The sequence below is a fragment of the Microcoleus sp. FACHB-1515 genome, from assembly GCF_014696105.1.
Taxonomy (GTDB): domain Bacteria; phylum Cyanobacteriota; class Cyanobacteriia; order Elainellales; family Elainellaceae; genus JAAUTJ01.
This window is the reverse complement of the sequence record NZ_JACJPO010000022.1, coordinates 21,720-37,682: the sequence shown is the minus strand read 5'-3', so window position 1 is coordinate 37,682 and position 15,963 is coordinate 21,720. Positions and strand designations below refer to the sequence as shown.

The following is a 15,963-nucleotide window of genomic DNA, read 5'->3' as shown; positions in this document are numbered from 1 at the left end:
ATTTACTCTTCACAGCAGGCGCTTTGAAATCCTGATGTCGGACGAATTTCTCGGCCAAGTGTTAGCCTGAAGATAGTGTTTTGCGATCGCCTGTGTCTTCTGTTTTCGCTGCTGAGCAGCTTTTGTTTACGCCTGCTGTTGCCGCGCCGGATGCAATTCCGGTGATTTTTGCGTTTCCAAATGAATACAGCGTCGGCATTACTAGCTTGGGCTATCAAATTGTTTGGGCGACGTTGGCAATGCGATCGGATGTGCAGGTGAGTCGCCTGTTTACCGATTTGCATGAACCGCTGCCGACTGAACCGGAACTGTTTGGCTTTTCGCTGTCTTGGGAACTCGATTACGTCAATGTCTTGAATTTGCTGGAGTCGAACGACATTCCGATCGCCAGTCGCGATCGCACTGAGGCACATCCAATTGTGTTTGGCGGCGGTCCGGTTTTGACTGCAAATCCTGAGCCGTTTGCCGATTTTTTTGATGTCATTCTGCTTGGTGATGGTGAAAATTTACTGGGTGAATTGATTGCAGCTTACGGACAGGTTCGCTTTGTCGATCGCGCTGAACAGCTTCGACATCTCGCACAAGTTCCGGGCGTTTATGTTCCCAGTTTGTATGAGGTGATATACGAAGGAGCGGATGGCGAAATCCGATCGATCGCTCCCGTTCGTCCAGACATTCCAACTCAGGTGATGAAGCAAACCTATCGCGGAAATGTGCTGTCTGCTTCAACCGTTGTGACGGAAAAAGCGGCCTGGGAAAATATTTACATGGTCGAGGTTGTGCGAAGCTGCCCGGAGATGTGCCGCTTTTGTTTGGCGAGCTATTTGACGCTACCGTTTCGGACGGCGAGTTTGGAAGAATCATTAATTCCAGCGATCGATCGCGGCCTTGCTGTCACCAATCGCCTCGGTTTGTTGGGTGCATCCGTTACGCAGCATCCAGAATTTGATGCGCTTTTGGACTATCTCAATCAGCCACAGTTTGATGATGTTCGCCTCAGTCTTGCCTCGGTTCGCACGAATACTGTGACGCCGAAACTTACGAAAACGCTGGTCAAACATGACACGAATTCGATTACGATCGCCGTCGAAACGGGAAGCGATCGCCTGCGCGAATCGATTAACAAAAAGCTAACGAATGACGAAATTATTCAGGCGGCAATCAACGCCAAAGCAGGCGGACTCAAAGCGCTAAAACTTTACGGCATGGTGGGCTTGCCTGGAGAAACTTCTGACGATCTCGATCGCACAGTCGCAATGATGCGTGATGTCAAAAAAGCCGCGCCGGGACTGCGGTTAACATTAGGATGCAGCACGTTCGTTCCCAAGGCGCATACGCCATTTCAGTGGTATGGCGTGAATTTGGAAGCGGAAAAGCGGTTGAAATCTTTGCAGAAGCAATTGCGTCCACACGGCATTGATTTTCGCCCCGAAAGCTATAGCTGGTCGGTGATTCAAGCTTTGATTTCACGAGGCGATCGCCGCATTGCCAAACTACTCGAATTAGTGCGCCACTACGGAGATACTTTAGGCAGCTATCGCCGCGCTTTCAAGGAACTGCGGGGACAGTTGCCGCCGATCGAATTCTACGTGCATGATGACTGGAAAATCGATCGCGTTCTGCCCTGGAGCCACATTCAAGGCGCGTTGCCCGCTGCAACTTTAGTTAAACATCGGGAATCGGCGCAAGCGGTTCTTCTATAGAAAAAGACGAAATTGCTCACCTCAAATTCTCCCAACTCGATCGATTCATCGCGTAAATTCCCACATCCAAATTCTTAAATTTTGTCGATCGTTCGTATTGCATTCCGACTCGCTGAGCAACACGAATCGATCGCACATTTTCCGGCTCAATAATGCTGATTAGTCGATTCCGTCCTAACTGCCCGAAGCCAAAATCTCGTGTGGCGCAGGCGGCTTCAGTTGCCAATCCTTTGCCCCACCAAGCACGAGCAAATCGATAGCCAATTTCATCTTCGTGCTGACCGTCTAAATCTTCCCAAACGAGCAGTCCGCATAGGCCAATTAACTGATTGCTCGTTTTTTCGATTACGGCATTGAGGCCATAGCCATTTTTCTCGTAAGCAATCGGGGCGCGATCCAGCCATGCTCGAATTTGATCAAGGTTAAATGCACCCGTCGTTGAAAATCGCATCACCTCCGCATCGCCAAAAACGGCTTGCAGATCTTCAGCATCGTCTGGCTGAAAGTGGCGCAAAATTAATCGGGACGTTTCAGCAACAATCATTTTAGAAAGGGGCGGGCGAGGAAGAAACTACAGATTGATTTGGCATCGATCGATTCACCTTGGGCGATCGCTTTTTCGAGTTCTTCTGGTGTCATCAAAATCGGTTCAAGATCTTCGTCATCATCTTGATTGGGTGGCGCTTCAAGCTTTTCTAAATCGGTGGCAAGGTAGGCGTAGATAATTTCATCCGAGTAGCCTGGAGCCAGAAAGAATTCGCCTAATTTCTGCCAGGTTTGAGCGCGATATCCGGTTTCTTCTTCGATTTCGCGGCGAATGGTGGTTTCGGGGTCTTCGTGTTTTTCGATCGTGCCTGCGGGAAATTCGAGCAGTCTGCCCTGAGCAGCAAAGCGATATTGCCGCACCAACACGAGTTTGCCCTCAGGCGTGACGGGTACGGCCAGTGCGCCGCCCGGATGCCGAACGCATTCCCATTCGCCTTCCGATCGATTCGGCAAGCGCAGCCGATTGACTTCAAAGTTGAACTTGCGGCCTTGATAGAACAAGCGCTGCTTGAGGAGTTGGGGCGGTTCGGAGCCTGTAGGCATAGAGTTAAGAATTCGGGGTGAGGGGTTGGGGCTGCGCGAGGTGAACGCCAGAACAGTCTACTGCTTGGGCAAGGGTAGCGATCGATTGCCCGGAGACGGGTTCGATCCAGTCCGGAGCGATTTCTGCAAGCGGGACGAGGACAAAGGCGCGATCGATCATGCGGGGATGGGGAATTTGCAGTTGCGGCAGGTCAAGGATCACGTCGCCATACAGCAACAAGTCGAGGTCGAGCGATCGAGCGCCCCAGCGTTCGCGGCGGATGCGACCAAATTGCGCTTCGATCGTCAGCAGCGTTTGCAAAAGTTCCAGCGGCTCAAGCGTCGTGGTCAGCAGGGCGCAGGCGTTGATATAGTCCGGCTGTGGTGGGCCAACGGCAACCGTTTGATATTGATGAGAATAAGCGTCGAGGCGAATCTTTGGCGTTCTTGCCAGTCGCTCGATCGCCGCGTCTACGATCGCCTTTGAATCTCCTAAGTTGCTGCCAATGGCGATCGCGACGGGAGTGGCGGAAACAAAAATGCTCAAGCGTTCTACCAGGTAGGGTCAACAAATAGATTAATCGTCAACTGCGCTTGTCCGGCAGGAACGGCAGAAATGCAGGCGCAGATCAATTCACCTTCGTTGATTTCGACTTCGCAAGCGTGGCAAGACCCCATCAGGCATCCAGTGGGAATAGTCAGTCCGGCACGACTGGCAACGCGCAACAGCGGTTCCCCGACTTCGGCTTCGATCGAAACGTCATCCGGCAAAAAGTGAATGTGAACACTCATAACTCAATTCTAAAAACTTCTGGAATTTGTTCGCGGCTGCGAAATAAAAGTTTGATCGCCAAAAAGGTCGATCGCTCAATCATTTTGACACCAAAAAGTTGATCAGAACGAAGCGCGATCGCGTTTTCAAGAATGGTAAGATTTTGAACAAACAGCAGCCAATGAGTAATATTTTACGCTCAGGCAATAGGTAGAAAAACTTAGGCTTTTCTTGAATTCAAGCGGTTCGATCGAGCCTTGCTTGAAATTCCAAGTCAAGCCGCCTGTGCATCAGCAACTGTTGTTTCTTCAGACAGATCGGTACGTTGCACCGAAAGGGTTAGGGATAGTAAGCGCATTTGGAATTGACCAGTGCGCTTATTTTTTTGCTTCGCTGGTTTGTGCGGCATCGATCGCTTTCATAATCGGCGTCAGGTCGAGATGCGGATCGATCGCATCGGCCAAAGCTTCTAGCATTGCTTCGCGCTGATCGCGATAGTTAGAAATTCCGGTCGGCAACGACTTCAAACCGCGCTGCTGCCTCAGCCGATTCAGCCAAGCTCGCCGCCAAGGACCGTTATCAAAAATGCCGTGCAGATACGTTCCCCAAATCGACTGCGTGACATCCACAACGCCCAAATTTTGATCGTCGAACATCGGTCGGTAGGCAATGCCACCTTCTGCATCGCTCGGCTCTAGATGGCTGCGTCCCTGATGAATTTCGTAGCCCGACACGGGCAACCCTGCCTGCGGAAAATTCGAGCTAACCAAGCGCTGACGCGCAATTTTCTGTCCGGTGATCACCGTCCGTAGGGGCAGCAGGCTCAAGCCGCGATAGCGGCCTTCTTGCCCTTCGATGCCTTCCGGATCGGCCAGCATTTTGCCCATGATCTGATAGCCGCCGCAGATGCCCAAAACCGTGCCGCCTGCGGTCGCATAGTTTTGAATCGCTTCCGCCAGTCCTGTCCGCTGAAGGGCGATCAAATCTGCGATCGTCGTTTTTGATCCGGGAATAATCACCGCGTCCGGATAGCCGAGCGAATCTTTGGGGCCGACATAGCGGACGTTGACGGTTGGCTCCGCTTCGAGCGGGTCGAAATCCGTGAAGTTGGAAATGCGGGGCAGACGGATGACGGCGATCGTCAAATCCTTTGTCGTGCTGCTGGTTTGTCGGTCAAGCAACGCCAGCGAATCTTCAGCGGGAAAGGACTGATCGAGATAGGGAATCACACCGATGACCGGAATTCCTGTGCGCTCTTGCAGCCAGTCGATTCCCGGTTGCAGGAGCGATCGCTGCCCCCGAAACTTGTTGATCACCACGCCTTTCACCAAATCGCGCTCGTCTGGATCAAGCAGTTCCAGCGTGCCGACAACATGAGCAAATGCGCCGCCGCGATCGATATCCACCACCAAAATGGTCGGAGCGTTGAGGTGTTTGGCGACGCGCATGTTGGTGAGGTCGCGATGCTTGAGGTTGATTTCTGCCGGACTGCCTGCGCCCTCGCAAACCAGCAGATCAAATTCTTCGCTGAGTCGGCTGAGCGATTCTTCGATCGCCTGCCAGCCCGTGTCAAAAAACTGCTCGTAGTAATCGGCAGCGTTGATCCGCCCGATCGGACGACCTTTGAGAATGACTTGCGAAGTTGCGTCGCCCTGCGGCTTGAGCAAAATCGGATTCATTTCAACTTTCGGCGCGACCCCTGCCGCCCAAGCCTGCACTGCCTGCGCGTGACCGATTTCACCACCGTTTCCGGTCACATAGGCGTTGAGCGCCATGTTTTGCCCTTTGAACGGGGCAACGCGCCAACTGCGGCGGCTTAAAATTCGGCAAATCGCCGCTGTCAGCAGCGATTTACCTGCGTTGGATGTTGTGCCCACCACCATGATTGCTTTCATTTGAAATCTCCCCTCTTGCTCAGGCATCGATGTTTATTGCAGCCAGCTTGGTAGGCGAACCCAGCGATTTAGCAGGTTCAGCAAGCGATCGATCAAGCTTGGTTTTGTCCAGCCGCCGTGCTGCCACTTCTCTACCAGTTGCCGACCCAAGGGCGTCAGCCGAAAGCTGTCGGTCAAGCCTTGCCCATCCACTTCGCGCCGCAACAGTCCCACTTCGATCAGCCACAGCAAATCGACTTCCGCCGCTAGTTCTGCAATGGGACGGCGGGTATAGCGATTGGCAACTCCGGCACTTCCGGCGATCGACCGCAGGTCAACGCTTTGGTAGCGCATCGTATCAAACAGCGGCAGCAAAAATGGCGTACAGCGAACGGCGCGTTCTGCCCGTTCGATCGTGCGGCGCGGATAAGAGATCGATTGCATCGAGGCAAAGTTCATGAATTGATCAAGAGAAGTTCACGTTTCTGGAGTGGCGCACTGGTTCGATCGCTTCCGTAGATTTACGGTTGGCATCGAACAAATGCAAAGAAATGATGAAGCCTTTATCTCTTCTCGTCTATCTTAGGCGTTTCTCAGGAAATTTCGCCCGATCGAGAGATTACAGATTGACAAATTACAGTGCAATCGCGGCACTACTGAAATTCAAGATTTCGTAGCGTCCTACACAATTCCTCTGCTGGTTCGCTGATATTTCATTAACTATTGGCAATTCCCCACCGGGAGAACACCGAAAAACTGAAGAACTTTAGCTTCTAGGGTTCCGGATCTGGCGATCGACTGGTCCAAGAGAAGCGAAGCTGGTGACAAGCCAGCTACACGGCGGGACAAAAGCCCGGGAGATGCAGCAGTCGCAATGGCTGTGGCTGATCTCTTGCGTTTGGTTTAGGAGTCAGCCCCCAAGCATAGACACCTAAAACGAGCGAGATTTATGACAGAAACTCCTTTATTCCAAAGTCCAGACGGCAACGACGGGCGATCGGAAGCCCAACGCGCCGTTGAAGCCGAAGCCCGCTTGCCGTTCACCGGATGGCAGCAGGAAGTCGCCAAAGGACTCGAATACGGCTTAGAAGGCGCTCACAGCATCAAAGACCGCCGCATCCCCACCTTTTCGCGGGGCGAACTGCCGCACTTTGCCGGAATCAACACGTTTCTCAAAGCGCCGTATCTAGAAGATGTGCGGCGGGTGGGTGAGTACGATGTGGCGATCGTCGGCGTTCCGCACGATTCCGGTACGACCTACCGACCCGGAACGCGCTTTGGGCCACAGGGAATTCGCCGGATTTCCGCGCTCTACACACCCTACAACTTCGAGCTGGGAATCGACTTGCGCGAACAGATTACCCTGTGCGACGTGGGCGACATCTTCACGATTCCCGCCAACAACGAGAAGTCGTTCGACCAAATCTCAAAAGGCATCGCGCATATCTTCAGTTCTGGCGCATTTCCGATTATTTTGGGTGGCGATCATTCGATCGGATTTCCAACTGTGCGCGGCGTGTGTCGGCATCTGGGCGATAAGAAAGTCGGAATTATTCACTTCGATCGCCACGCCGACACACAGGAAACCGACCTTGACGAGCGGATGCACACCTGCCCCTGGTTCCATGCCACCAACATGGCGAACGCACCCGCCAAAAATCTTGTCCAGCTTGGCATCGGTGGCTGGCAGGTTCCTCGCGATGGCGTCAAGGTTTGCCGCGAACGCGAAACCAACATTCTGACAGTCACGGACATCGTGGAGCGCGGCATCGATGCCGCCGTTGATTTCGCCCTCGATCGCGCTCTAGACGGAACCGATTGCGTCTACATCAGCTTCGACATCGACTGCATCGACGCGGGATTTGTCCCCGGCACAGGCTGGCCAGAACCCGGCGGACTTTTGCCTCGCGAGGCTTTGGCACTGCTGGCAAAAATCATTCGTCGCGCTCCGGTTTGCGGACTGGAAATTGTCGAAGTTTCCCCGCCCTACGACATCAGCGACATCACCGCTTTGATGGCAACGCGGCTCGTTTGCGACACGATGGCGAATTTGGTGCTGTCCGGTCAATTGCCGCGCCGTGAAAAGCCCGCCTACATTCACGCCGAAGCAAACATGAACGTTGACGCAGCTTGGACGTGAGCCATGCACGAAACCGACATGACCAAAGCGCTGATCGTCACCGTCCGCAACTGGTGGAACGAGCAGCCCGATCGCCCACAGATCGATCGCGTCCACCTGACGATCGGCCAGTTCACCTGCGTCGAACCTGTCAGCCTGCAATTCGCCTTTGAAGTACAAACTCGCGGCACATTCCTGGAAGGCGCAGAACTCGTGATTTCCGAAACGCCCTTAATCGCCTTTTGCCACACCTGCCAGCAAGAGTATCGTCCGGAAATTGGCATTCAATATGCGTGCCCGACCTGCCATGCACCGATGGAGGATATTCGATCGGGACGGGAGTTGAAGATCGATCGCGTCGAGTGTGCCAGATTAGACTCGTCCTCAACGTGCAGTTAAGTATGGCATCACTGGCTGAATCTTCACAAGCAACTCAACTGCTCACCCAAGCACTACAGCTAGGGGAGGCAGGCTTAGATCTGGTCGTGCAGTCGCTTCATCATCCGAATGTTGCCATTCAGACAGCGGCTTATCATCTGCTCAGTGATCGTCCAGAACCTAGCATTCAATTTGCGCGATTGTGGGACGCACCCTACCATGCGCTCCGTCCCCAATTTCAGGTGGAAGGCAGAACTGCTGGGAACGACAATCTTTTTGCGATCGCGCCCGATAGCCAAGAATTAGTCGTTGTGGATTTTCACGGCACAATTCAAGTTTGGAATTTGAAATCTGGAGAACTGGTTGGCAGCTTGCCCGGAGACGGCAGTTTCGGCTTCAGCAAAAATCCCTACGTTGCCTCGAAAACGTTGGGTGCGATCGCCATCCACCCCGACGGTCAGACGATCTGGATCGCCACCGCAAACGGCACGATCGAACAGCGCAGTTTGACAACGGGCGAGTCGGTTCGCACCCTGCAAGGCATCAAACATATGCGATCGATGGCGATCGATGCTGCCGGACAACTGCTGTTAGTCGGCGGCAACTTGGTAGAAGCAGGAGTCGATCTTTGGAATTTGACCACGAATACCGTGCAGGCGCATTTCAAGCAGATGGCTCAAGAAGTGGCGATCGCGCCAGATGGATCTGCGATCGCCACTTGCAGCGGTGTATCGGTGTCGCTTTGGGATACGCAAGGCAACTGGTTACGATCGCTGCCCGGTAGCAGAATGGCGTTTATGCCAGACAGTCAGACGATTGTGACTTGCACTGCTCATCAGGTGCAAGTCTGGCAGGTGCAAACGGGAGAACTGCTGCATCAGTTTGAAGAGAAAAATTCAATCTCGAGTTTGGTGGTGAGTGCGGATGGACAAGTGGTTGTCCTCAATTGCGGATTTGTCAAAATTCGCAGTCTTGCCACCGGGGAGCTGTTGGGCGTGGTGGATAAAGACACGCCCTATTTTCAACCGATCGCCCTTAGCCCCGACAGCTACAGCCTCGTTGTGAGCAACAGCAAAATCTATGTGCATCGCAACCGTCGAGCAGTTCTGCTATCTGAATCGACGATGAGCGATTTCGATCGGCTGTTTTGGCTGACGAACCGACGGCAGCATTTTGATCCGCGCTTTCAGATGGCGGGCTACACCGAAGAAGGCACGGTGCGAAACATTCTTCAGCGGGCGGCGGAATATGGATTGACGATCGCCGTTGACGAATTGCGCCGCCGGATCAAGCGAGTGGAACAGCGTGGCTACTACCGATATGTCCTCAGTCGCGACGAACTGCCGATGCCCGATCGCGAAGCGCTCCCCGAAGGGTATCGCCCATTGAATCTGGATCGTCCCGATATCGACACACCCGTTACCGTCCCCCCTTCGCCAGAATACGTTGAGGGTTGTCCGTACAACAACACGGAATGGTGTAGCCCCTAACCAAACGATTTGTCCACTTCTATTTCGATCGACTCCTATGCACCAAACTTTTGACGCCGCTCTCGAAATCAACCTGCTCCACGCTAACCAGCAAGGCGCAGACCACAATCGCGCTCACTTTGACGAATGGGGAATCACCTGCCTCAACATCATGAGCAGTCCGGGAGCCGGAAAAACCGTTTTGCTGGAACGCACTCTTGCTGCCCTCAGTTCCGAACTGCAAATCGCCGTGATCGAAGGCGACATGACGACTGAATTGGATGCCGATCGCCTCCGACAGTATGGCGTTCCCGTCATCGCGATTAACACGGGTCGATCGTGCCATCTCGATTCCAAAATGGTCGCAGGCGGCATTCACCAGTTTGAACAGAATTACAACCCAAATAAGTTTGATCTGATGCTGGTTGAAAACGTGGGCAATCTCGTGTGTCCGGCAGAGTTTGAAGTCGGGGAACATGCGAAAGTTGCTTTGCTCAGCGTGACGGAAGGTGAAGATAAACCGCTGAAATATCCGGTCATGTTTCAGGCGGCGGACTGTTTGTTAATTACCAAAACTGACCTTGCGCCGTATTTGGATGTCGAGATCGATCGAATTGCCGCCAACGTTCGCCAGATGAATCCACACGTCACGATCATTCCGGTTTCAGCCAAGACGGGCGAAGGATTGGATCAATGGTTTGACTGGGTGCGATCGAATCTACGTCAGCGGAATTCTGTTGCGATCGCTACTGCTTCATCTCAGTAATTGCGCCTTTATTAAAGTCAAGCAGATCGCATTAATTTTCCTCACCATTAGAACTTCATGAAACTCCGTCGTTGGCCGTTGCTCGGAGCCGTATTTCTCCTGAGCTTATTTGTTAGCGTTGGCTGCGCTCAAACTGCGCCTACTGGTGGTGCGGCTTCTGTGGGTGGTGCGCCGATTTCGATCGGGTTTAGCGCGTGGCCGGGATGGTTTCCCTGGCAGGTGGCAACCGAGGAAGGCTTGTTTGCTAAAAACAACGTCAACGTTGAGATGAAGTGGTTTGACGGCTACCTCGACTCAATTAACGCCCTTACAGCGAGACAGCTTGACGGCAACAGTCAAACGCTCAACGATACACTCAGTTCCATTTCTGCTGGCGCTGATCTGGTGGTTGTGCTAACGAACGACAACTCAACTGGAAATGACAAAATTATTGCGGCAGAAGAAATCAACAGCGTTGAAGATCTGTGGGGCAAAAAAGTTGCGGCAGAAGAAGGCACGGTCGATCATTTCCTGCTCTTACTGGGATTAGAGAAAGCGGGAATGACTCAGGCTGATATTGAATTTCAGCCGCTTGAAACCGGAGCGGCAGCAGCGGCATTTGTCGCGGGTCAGGTGGATGCGGTTGGCGTGTTTGCCCCGTTCACAACAAAAGCACTAGAACGTCCAGGCAGCAAAGAACTGTTTAGCTCCAAGGATTTTCCGGGGGCAATTTCCGATCACCTGGTTGTGCAGCGCAAGCTCGTTGATGAGCGTCCCGATGACGTGCAGGCGATCGTCAACACCTGGTTCAACACGATCGATCACATCGAGGAAAATCGCGATCGATCTTTGGAAATCATGGCAAAACGCGCCGCCGTTTCGGTTGAAGACTACAAAGAATACGAAGCCGGAACCAAAATTTTTCACATCGAGGAAAACCTCAAGGCGATGCAGCCCGGAAACGATATGACCTCGCTGCAATATGCCGCTAGTTCGATCAGCGACTTCCTTGTGGAAGCGGGTCTTGCTCAGCAACCGCCCGACTACAGCCGTTTGTTTGACGATCGCTTCATCAAAGCCTACGCCGCCGCCAATCCCGCCTAGGTGGAAACCATGAGCCAAACATTAGACCCGATCGATTCCAAGCTGAGTGACGATCGCCCCCGAATGTTGCCGCCAACTGTCTTTTGGCGAATCGCAGACGACATTCCCCGTCGGGTTGCGTTGATCTTAATGGTGCTGTCGATCGCCGTGCCGCTGATTTTGTGGTGGGCGATCGCGCAGTCGGGCATCGTGCAGCCGATGTTTTTACCGACTCCTGCCGCTGTTTTTGGTGCGCTGGGGCGAATGTGGACGGATGGTACTTTGCCCGTTGATATTGGCTTCAGCTTGTTTCGCGTTCTGAGTGGCTTTTTGCTGGCCGCTGTGATTTCCGTGCCATTGGGCATGTTGATGGGAACGTTTGCGAGCGTGCGATCCCTGCTGGAACCGATCATCGGCATCCTGCGCTACATGCCTGCTCCTGCCTTCATTCCGCTTTTGATTCTCTACTTTGGCCTGGGCGAAGAACCGAAAATTCTGCTGATTTTCATCGGCACGCTGTTTTTCAACACGCTGATGATCATGGATGCGGTCAAGTTCGTCCCCAAGGATTTGATCGAGGCGACCTACACCTTGGGCGGCAGTCGATCGCAGGTCGTCTTACAGGTGATTTTGCCCTATATTGTGCCGAGCATTATCGATGCCTTTCGGGTAAATATGGCGGCTTCGTGGAACCTGGTGATTGTGGCGGAACTGGTGGCGGCGACGGAAGGGTTGGGGAAGCGCATTAGCGTCGCCCAGCGGTTTTTGAAGACGGATGAAATTTTTGTGGGATTGATTGTGATTGGGCTGATTGGGTTGGCGATCGATTTGTTCTTTCGCCTGCTCCTGCGCCTCACCTGCCGCTGGGCACGCTAGGGTGTGCTTTAAACCCTTCTGGTGAATCGCATGGCCGTTGGTTGATCCCCCTAAATCCCCATAACAAGGGGGACTTTGAGGGGTGGTTTGGCTCCCTCCTTGACAAGGAGGGTTGGGGAGGATCTTAGCTTAAAACTCACCCTAGCTCACTTTCAACATTCAAAATGCACCTCGAAGTCAATCATCTCTACAAGTCGTTTGCGGCGCGTCCCCGTTCGATCGTCGCCCTCGAAGACATCAGTTTGCATGTCGAAACGGGTGAATTCGTGTGTGCGGTCGGCGCGTCCGGTTCCGGAAAATCGACTCTATTGCGCCTCGTAGCTGGGCTGGAAACGCCGACATCCGGTGAAATCTTGGTAGATGGAATGCGCGTTACGGGACCAGGAGCCGATCGCGGCATGGTCTTTCAAAACTACACGCTCTATCCCTGGATGAGCGTGGCGCAAAATGTCGGCTTTGGCCTCAAGCTGCGCGGCATTAGTCCGCAAGAGCGTCAGCAAACCGTCGCTTACTATCTTGATGTCGTTGGTCTGACAAAATTCGCGCAGTCCCTACCAAAAGAACTGTCAGGCGGGATGAAGCAGCGCGTCGCGATCGCCCGTGCCCTCGCCTCGCGTCCCAAAATTTTGCTGATGGACGAGCCGTTTGGAGCGCTGGATGTGCAGACAAAAGAAACGATGCAGGAATTTATGCTCGATCTGTGGCGGCGGACGCAAACGTCGATTTTGATGATTACGCATGATGTTGAGGAAGCGGTTTTTCTGGCGCAGCGAATTTATGTTTTGACCGCGCATCCCGGCAGAGTGCAGCGCGAAGTGAATTTGGACTGGCCGATCGATCGCACCTACACCTTCAAGCGCAATTCGGCCTTTCAAGATTGCCGCGAGGAAATTATGTCGCTGCTGCGAGGCGAAGCGGAACCCGTCACGCCACGCTAGGATCGATCACGGCGAATTCAAGGAAATTTTTGCAATGGCGCTTTCAGTTGGCACAACCGCTCCTGATTTCACCGTCAAAGACACGAACGGCAACACGGTCAAACTTTCTGACCAAGCAGGCCAAGTGGTGATCTTGTATTTCTACCCCAAAGACGACACGCCCGGATGCACCAAGCAGGCTTGCGGCTTTCGCGACCACTACGATGACTACCTCGGCCAAGAAATCAAAATCTTTGGCATCAGCCGCGACGACGAAGCTTCTCACCAAGCTTTCACTGAAAAATACAGCTTGCCCTTTCCCCTCCTGGCTGACACGGACGGCGCGATCGCCAAAGCTTACGATGTCGATGGCGGCGGCTATGCCAAGCGCGTCACCTATGTGATTGACCCAGACGGCACGATCGTCAAAGTCTACGAAAACATCAAAACCGACACCCACGCCAGCGAACTCTTGGCAGAACTCGCACGCTAGAGTGGTGCAATTTTGAAGAGATTGGTCGATTCTCCCCCGATTGGGGGAATTTTTTTAAGCGGGGCGATCGCGCCACTCAACTGCCTTTCGCTGCTTTCAGCCGACCTCCAATTACGGCGATTTCTACCGCAAGACTACTAGGCACATTTGCGGCGAGAGATGCCACAATAGATCAAACTCTGTCAACAATTTCTTTATCTTTCTTATGGTCTTCAATCCAGACAATGCCCAGTTCTTTAGTGGCAATGCCGAGGACGACCAGCCCAACCCGTTGCTGAAATATCTCCAGCACCAATCCCCTGAAGTTTTGGCGCGGGTTGCCAAATCGGTCAGCCCAGAGATTAAGCAGATCATTTCGCAAAACGTTCAGGGTTTGGTGGGCGTGCTGCCCAACGAAGCCTTTAACGTGCAGATCACAACCGATCGCGAAAATCTTGCAGGGTTGTTGGCCTCCGCCATGATGACCGGGTATTTTCTGCGGCGGATGGAGCAGCGGATGGAGCTAGAAGACAACATGGCGGGATCGCTCTCGCTCTATCGTGAAGCCGATCGATCTGAAGATAGCGATGACGCTTCCTTTTAGTGCTTCACTCACGCATCAGGACTGAGGGCTGAGCTTTCATGATGAACTCAGCCCTCAGTCCTCAACACTTTTAAACACGCCTATCGTGGTGGTAAAAGCGGTGTGGCCTGCGGAATTGTTTGCACGGTCAACACCTGCGGCGGTGTGGAATCGGGCGGGTAGAGGAACTGCACCTGCACCAAGCGGCGATCGCCCGCAGGCATTCTGAGGCGAATCAAGGGCTGTCCGGCTTGTCCGCGTCGCTGGATCAAATGCAGGTACCGTGTTTCTGGAATGCCAAAGTCGTCGGTATAGCGAATGCGAATCGTGCCGCGAAAGAAAATTTGATCGGCAGGCGGATCGAGAAAGCGCAATCCGCCGGATGTCAGCGTGTCTTCTTTGAGCGGCGTTTGAAACATCACCACGACATTCTGTACCGCATTCGTATTGTTATGGAGCGGCATCGTCAGGTCATACAGCGTGCCGTAGTTGCCGTGCGCCCGAAATGCCGTATCCGGATAGCGAGCTAGCATTGGAGCGCTTTGAATTTGCCTTGTGCCCAGCGTGCCATTATCCAGGGTGCTGAGCGCATAAGAAAACGCTTGTCCCGCTGCGGGAATGCTGAGGCGATCGCCATTCGGTTCATCGGTCAGCCGTGCTACCCACTGCGACCCCTGAGACACACCAGCCACGCGACCGTAATAGAAAGGGCGGGCATTAATGCGATCGGGCGGCGTCGGTGCGATGTCGCGAGGGCCAGCCAAACCGCCACGATTGAGCAGCGTCACCCATTCTTGGGGTGTGGGAGCGCGAAAGGTTGGAATGGGATTGAGCGGATTTAGACTCGGCACAGGTTGACCGAACAGCGCCAAGCTTGCCACATAGACGGGGCCGCTGCTGTTGAGGTGTAAAAGCGTCGATCGCCCATTTAGGGGCAGTGGCCCGGTAATCGGTGCAGGCGTCACACCCGGAGGCGTCAGCGCTTCGGGCGGGGCAAGCGTAACGTTGGGCAGCGATCGCCGCAGCGGAATCGGCGCGTTCATCAGCAGTTGCGCTCGACGGGGTGGAATCACAATTCTGGCTGGAAACGAGCTTTGGCGTTCGCCGCGCAGCAAGTCATCCATGACGCGACTTCCCGGTCCCGCAAAAACCGTACCAAGCGGATTGGCGACATAGGCTGGCAAATTATTGAACGGTGCTTCCTGGCTCAGATAGCTTGCGCCCTGCAAAACATCGAGATTCACCGTTCGCTGACCGGGATTGTAGACAATCACACCTTGATACAGCGGACGGCTATCGTCGGGCGTGCGACCTCTGGCGATGTGATGAGCAAAAAAGTCGAACCGTCCCGACAGTGGATAGTTCAGGTGTGCATTGGGAACCAGCATTCCGTCCGGCGGAAAGGTGGACAGCAAAATTCCTTCGTTTAGCACAAGTTCGGGACTGTTGCTGTTGACGACCGGAATGTTGTCTAGCCCACCGGGGAGCGGTCGCACCTGCTGAGGCTGCACGATTTGTCGTTGAACGCGGGCAGGTGGCGGTGCCGGAGCGGGCGGTGGCGTAACCGGAATTGGAATCGGAAGGGTAATTTGAGCGATCGAGAACAGCGACAGCAGCGACATCAGGACAAGCGCATCAACATCAAAGTGGACAGGAGCGATCGAAGTTTGGCGGGTGAATCACGGCTTCAACCGGATGTGCCGTCCTTTACCATACCATTGCCAGCATGATCCGCAACCAGGCAACGCCATCAGGACACTTTTGCACAAATAATTGCACCAATGTTGAGTCATTGCACCGCACCAAGTATGTCACTCAAGCGGCGATCGTCGCTCGTTTTGATACCGCTTGCCTGAGAACACAAGTCAGATGCATAAACGGTTGAGGCATGGCATTGCTGCGTT

Annotated in this window: 17 protein-coding genes and 1 riboswitch; of the genes, 10 read left to right on the top strand and 7 right to left on the bottom strand. The window is 53.6% G+C overall.

Annotated elements, in window-relative coordinates:
- Positions 1–92: 92 nt before the first annotated feature.
- On the top strand, positions 93–1,703 hold the full coding sequence (locus H6F67_RS07780) for a radical SAM protein (protein ID WP_190765017.1): 1,611 nt from the start codon (positions 93–95) through the stop codon (positions 1,701–1,703).
- 16 nt (positions 1,704–1,719) lie between these two features.
- On the opposite strand, the gene H6F67_RS07775 is transcribed toward H6F67_RS07780, so the two are convergent.
- The 6 genes from H6F67_RS07775 to H6F67_RS07750 form a co-directional block, all read right to left on the bottom strand.
- On the bottom strand, positions 1,720–2,247 hold the full coding sequence (locus H6F67_RS07775) for a GNAT family N-acetyltransferase (RefSeq protein WP_190765015.1): 528 nt from the start codon (positions 2,245–2,247) through the stop codon (positions 1,720–1,722).
- Positions 2,244–2,792 (bottom strand): NUDIX hydrolase, encoded by a 549-nt coding sequence (locus H6F67_RS07770; protein WP_190765013.1) that lies wholly within the window; start codon positions 2,790–2,792, stop codon positions 2,244–2,246. The genes H6F67_RS07775 and H6F67_RS07770 overlap by 4 nt, the downstream gene beginning before the upstream one ends.
- Before the next feature lie 4 nt (positions 2,793–2,796).
- On the bottom strand, positions 2,797–3,318 hold the full coding sequence (folK, locus tag H6F67_RS07765) for a 2-amino-4-hydroxy-6-hydroxymethyldihydropteridine diphosphokinase (RefSeq protein ID WP_199304297.1): 522 nt from the start codon (positions 3,316–3,318) through the stop codon (positions 2,797–2,799).
- A 5-nt stretch (positions 3,319–3,323) separates the two neighbouring features.
- The gene (locus H6F67_RS07760; protein WP_190765011.1) at positions 3,324–3,563 is read right to left on the bottom strand and encodes a 2Fe-2S iron-sulfur cluster binding domain-containing protein; all 240 of its coding nucleotides are present in this window, start codon (positions 3,561–3,563) and stop codon (positions 3,324–3,326) included.
- Positions 3,564–3,920: 357 nt separating this feature from the next.
- Entirely contained in the window at positions 3,921–5,438 is a 1,518-nt protein-coding gene (cobQ, locus tag H6F67_RS07755) for a cobyric acid synthase CobQ (protein WP_190765009.1), read from the bottom strand.
- 33 nt (positions 5,439–5,471) lie between these two features.
- Positions 5,472–5,861 carry an Npun_F0494 family protein gene (locus H6F67_RS07750; protein WP_242020553.1) on the bottom strand — a complete coding sequence of 130 codons (390 nt, stop codon included), beginning with the start codon at positions 5,859–5,861 and terminating at the stop codon, positions 5,472–5,474.
- A gap of 318 nt (positions 5,862–6,179) precedes the next feature.
- A riboswitch (guanidine-I (ykkC/yxkD leader) is annotated at positions 6,180–6,279 on the top strand.
- Between the two features lie 87 nt (positions 6,280–6,366).
- Between H6F67_RS07750 and H6F67_RS07745 the strand changes: the two genes are divergently transcribed.
- The 9 genes from H6F67_RS07745 to H6F67_RS07705 all read left to right on the top strand — a co-directional run bounded on the left by H6F67_RS07745 (position 6,367) and on the right by H6F67_RS07705 (position 14,080).
- Positions 6,367–7,557 (top strand): agmatinase family protein, encoded by a 1,191-nt coding sequence (locus H6F67_RS07745; protein ID WP_190765005.1) that lies wholly within the window; start codon positions 6,367–6,369, stop codon positions 7,555–7,557.
- A 3-nt stretch (positions 7,558–7,560) separates the two neighbouring features.
- Positions 7,561–7,935, top strand: coding sequence for a hydrogenase maturation nickel metallochaperone HypA (hypA, locus tag H6F67_RS07740; RefSeq protein WP_190765003.1), 375 nt, complete (start codon positions 7,561–7,563; stop codon positions 7,933–7,935).
- Positions 7,936–7,937: 2 nt separating this feature from the next.
- The gene (locus H6F67_RS07735) at positions 7,938–9,404 is read left to right on the top strand and encodes a WD40 repeat domain-containing protein (protein ID WP_190765001.1); all 1,467 of its coding nucleotides are present in this window, start codon (positions 7,938–7,940) and stop codon (positions 9,402–9,404) included.
- Between the two features lie 37 nt (positions 9,405–9,441).
- Positions 9,442–10,149, top strand: a complete 708-nt coding sequence (gene hypB / locus H6F67_RS07730; protein WP_190764999.1) for a hydrogenase nickel incorporation protein HypB — start codon at positions 9,442–9,444, stop codon at positions 10,147–10,149.
- Between the two features lie 57 nt (positions 10,150–10,206).
- Positions 10,207–11,232 (top strand): ABC transporter substrate-binding protein, encoded by a 1,026-nt coding sequence (locus H6F67_RS07725; RefSeq protein WP_190764997.1) that lies wholly within the window; start codon positions 10,207–10,209, stop codon positions 11,230–11,232.
- Positions 11,233–11,241: 9 nt separating this feature from the next.
- Entirely contained in the window at positions 11,242–12,087 is an 846-nt protein-coding gene (locus tag H6F67_RS07720) for an ABC transporter permease (protein ID WP_190764995.1), read from the top strand.
- 164 nt (positions 12,088–12,251) lie between these two features.
- The gene (locus H6F67_RS07715; protein WP_190764993.1) at positions 12,252–13,025 is read left to right on the top strand and encodes an ABC transporter ATP-binding protein; all 774 of its coding nucleotides are present in this window, start codon (positions 12,252–12,254) and stop codon (positions 13,023–13,025) included.
- Positions 13,026–13,059: 34 nt separating this feature from the next.
- Positions 13,060–13,497: a peroxiredoxin gene (locus H6F67_RS07710; RefSeq protein WP_190764991.1), complete on the top strand. Its 438-nt coding sequence runs from the start codon at positions 13,060–13,062 to the stop codon at positions 13,495–13,497.
- Between the two features lie 205 nt (positions 13,498–13,702).
- Entirely contained in the window at positions 13,703–14,080 is a 378-nt protein-coding gene (locus H6F67_RS07705) for a DUF760 domain-containing protein (protein WP_190764989.1), read from the top strand.
- 80 nt (positions 14,081–14,160) lie between these two features.
- On the opposite strand, the gene H6F67_RS07700 is transcribed toward H6F67_RS07705, so the two are convergent.
- Positions 14,161–15,681 (bottom strand): DUF3370 domain-containing protein, encoded by a 1,521-nt coding sequence (locus tag H6F67_RS07700; RefSeq protein WP_190764987.1) that lies wholly within the window; start codon positions 15,679–15,681, stop codon positions 14,161–14,163.
- Positions 15,682–15,963 lie beyond the last annotated feature (282 nt).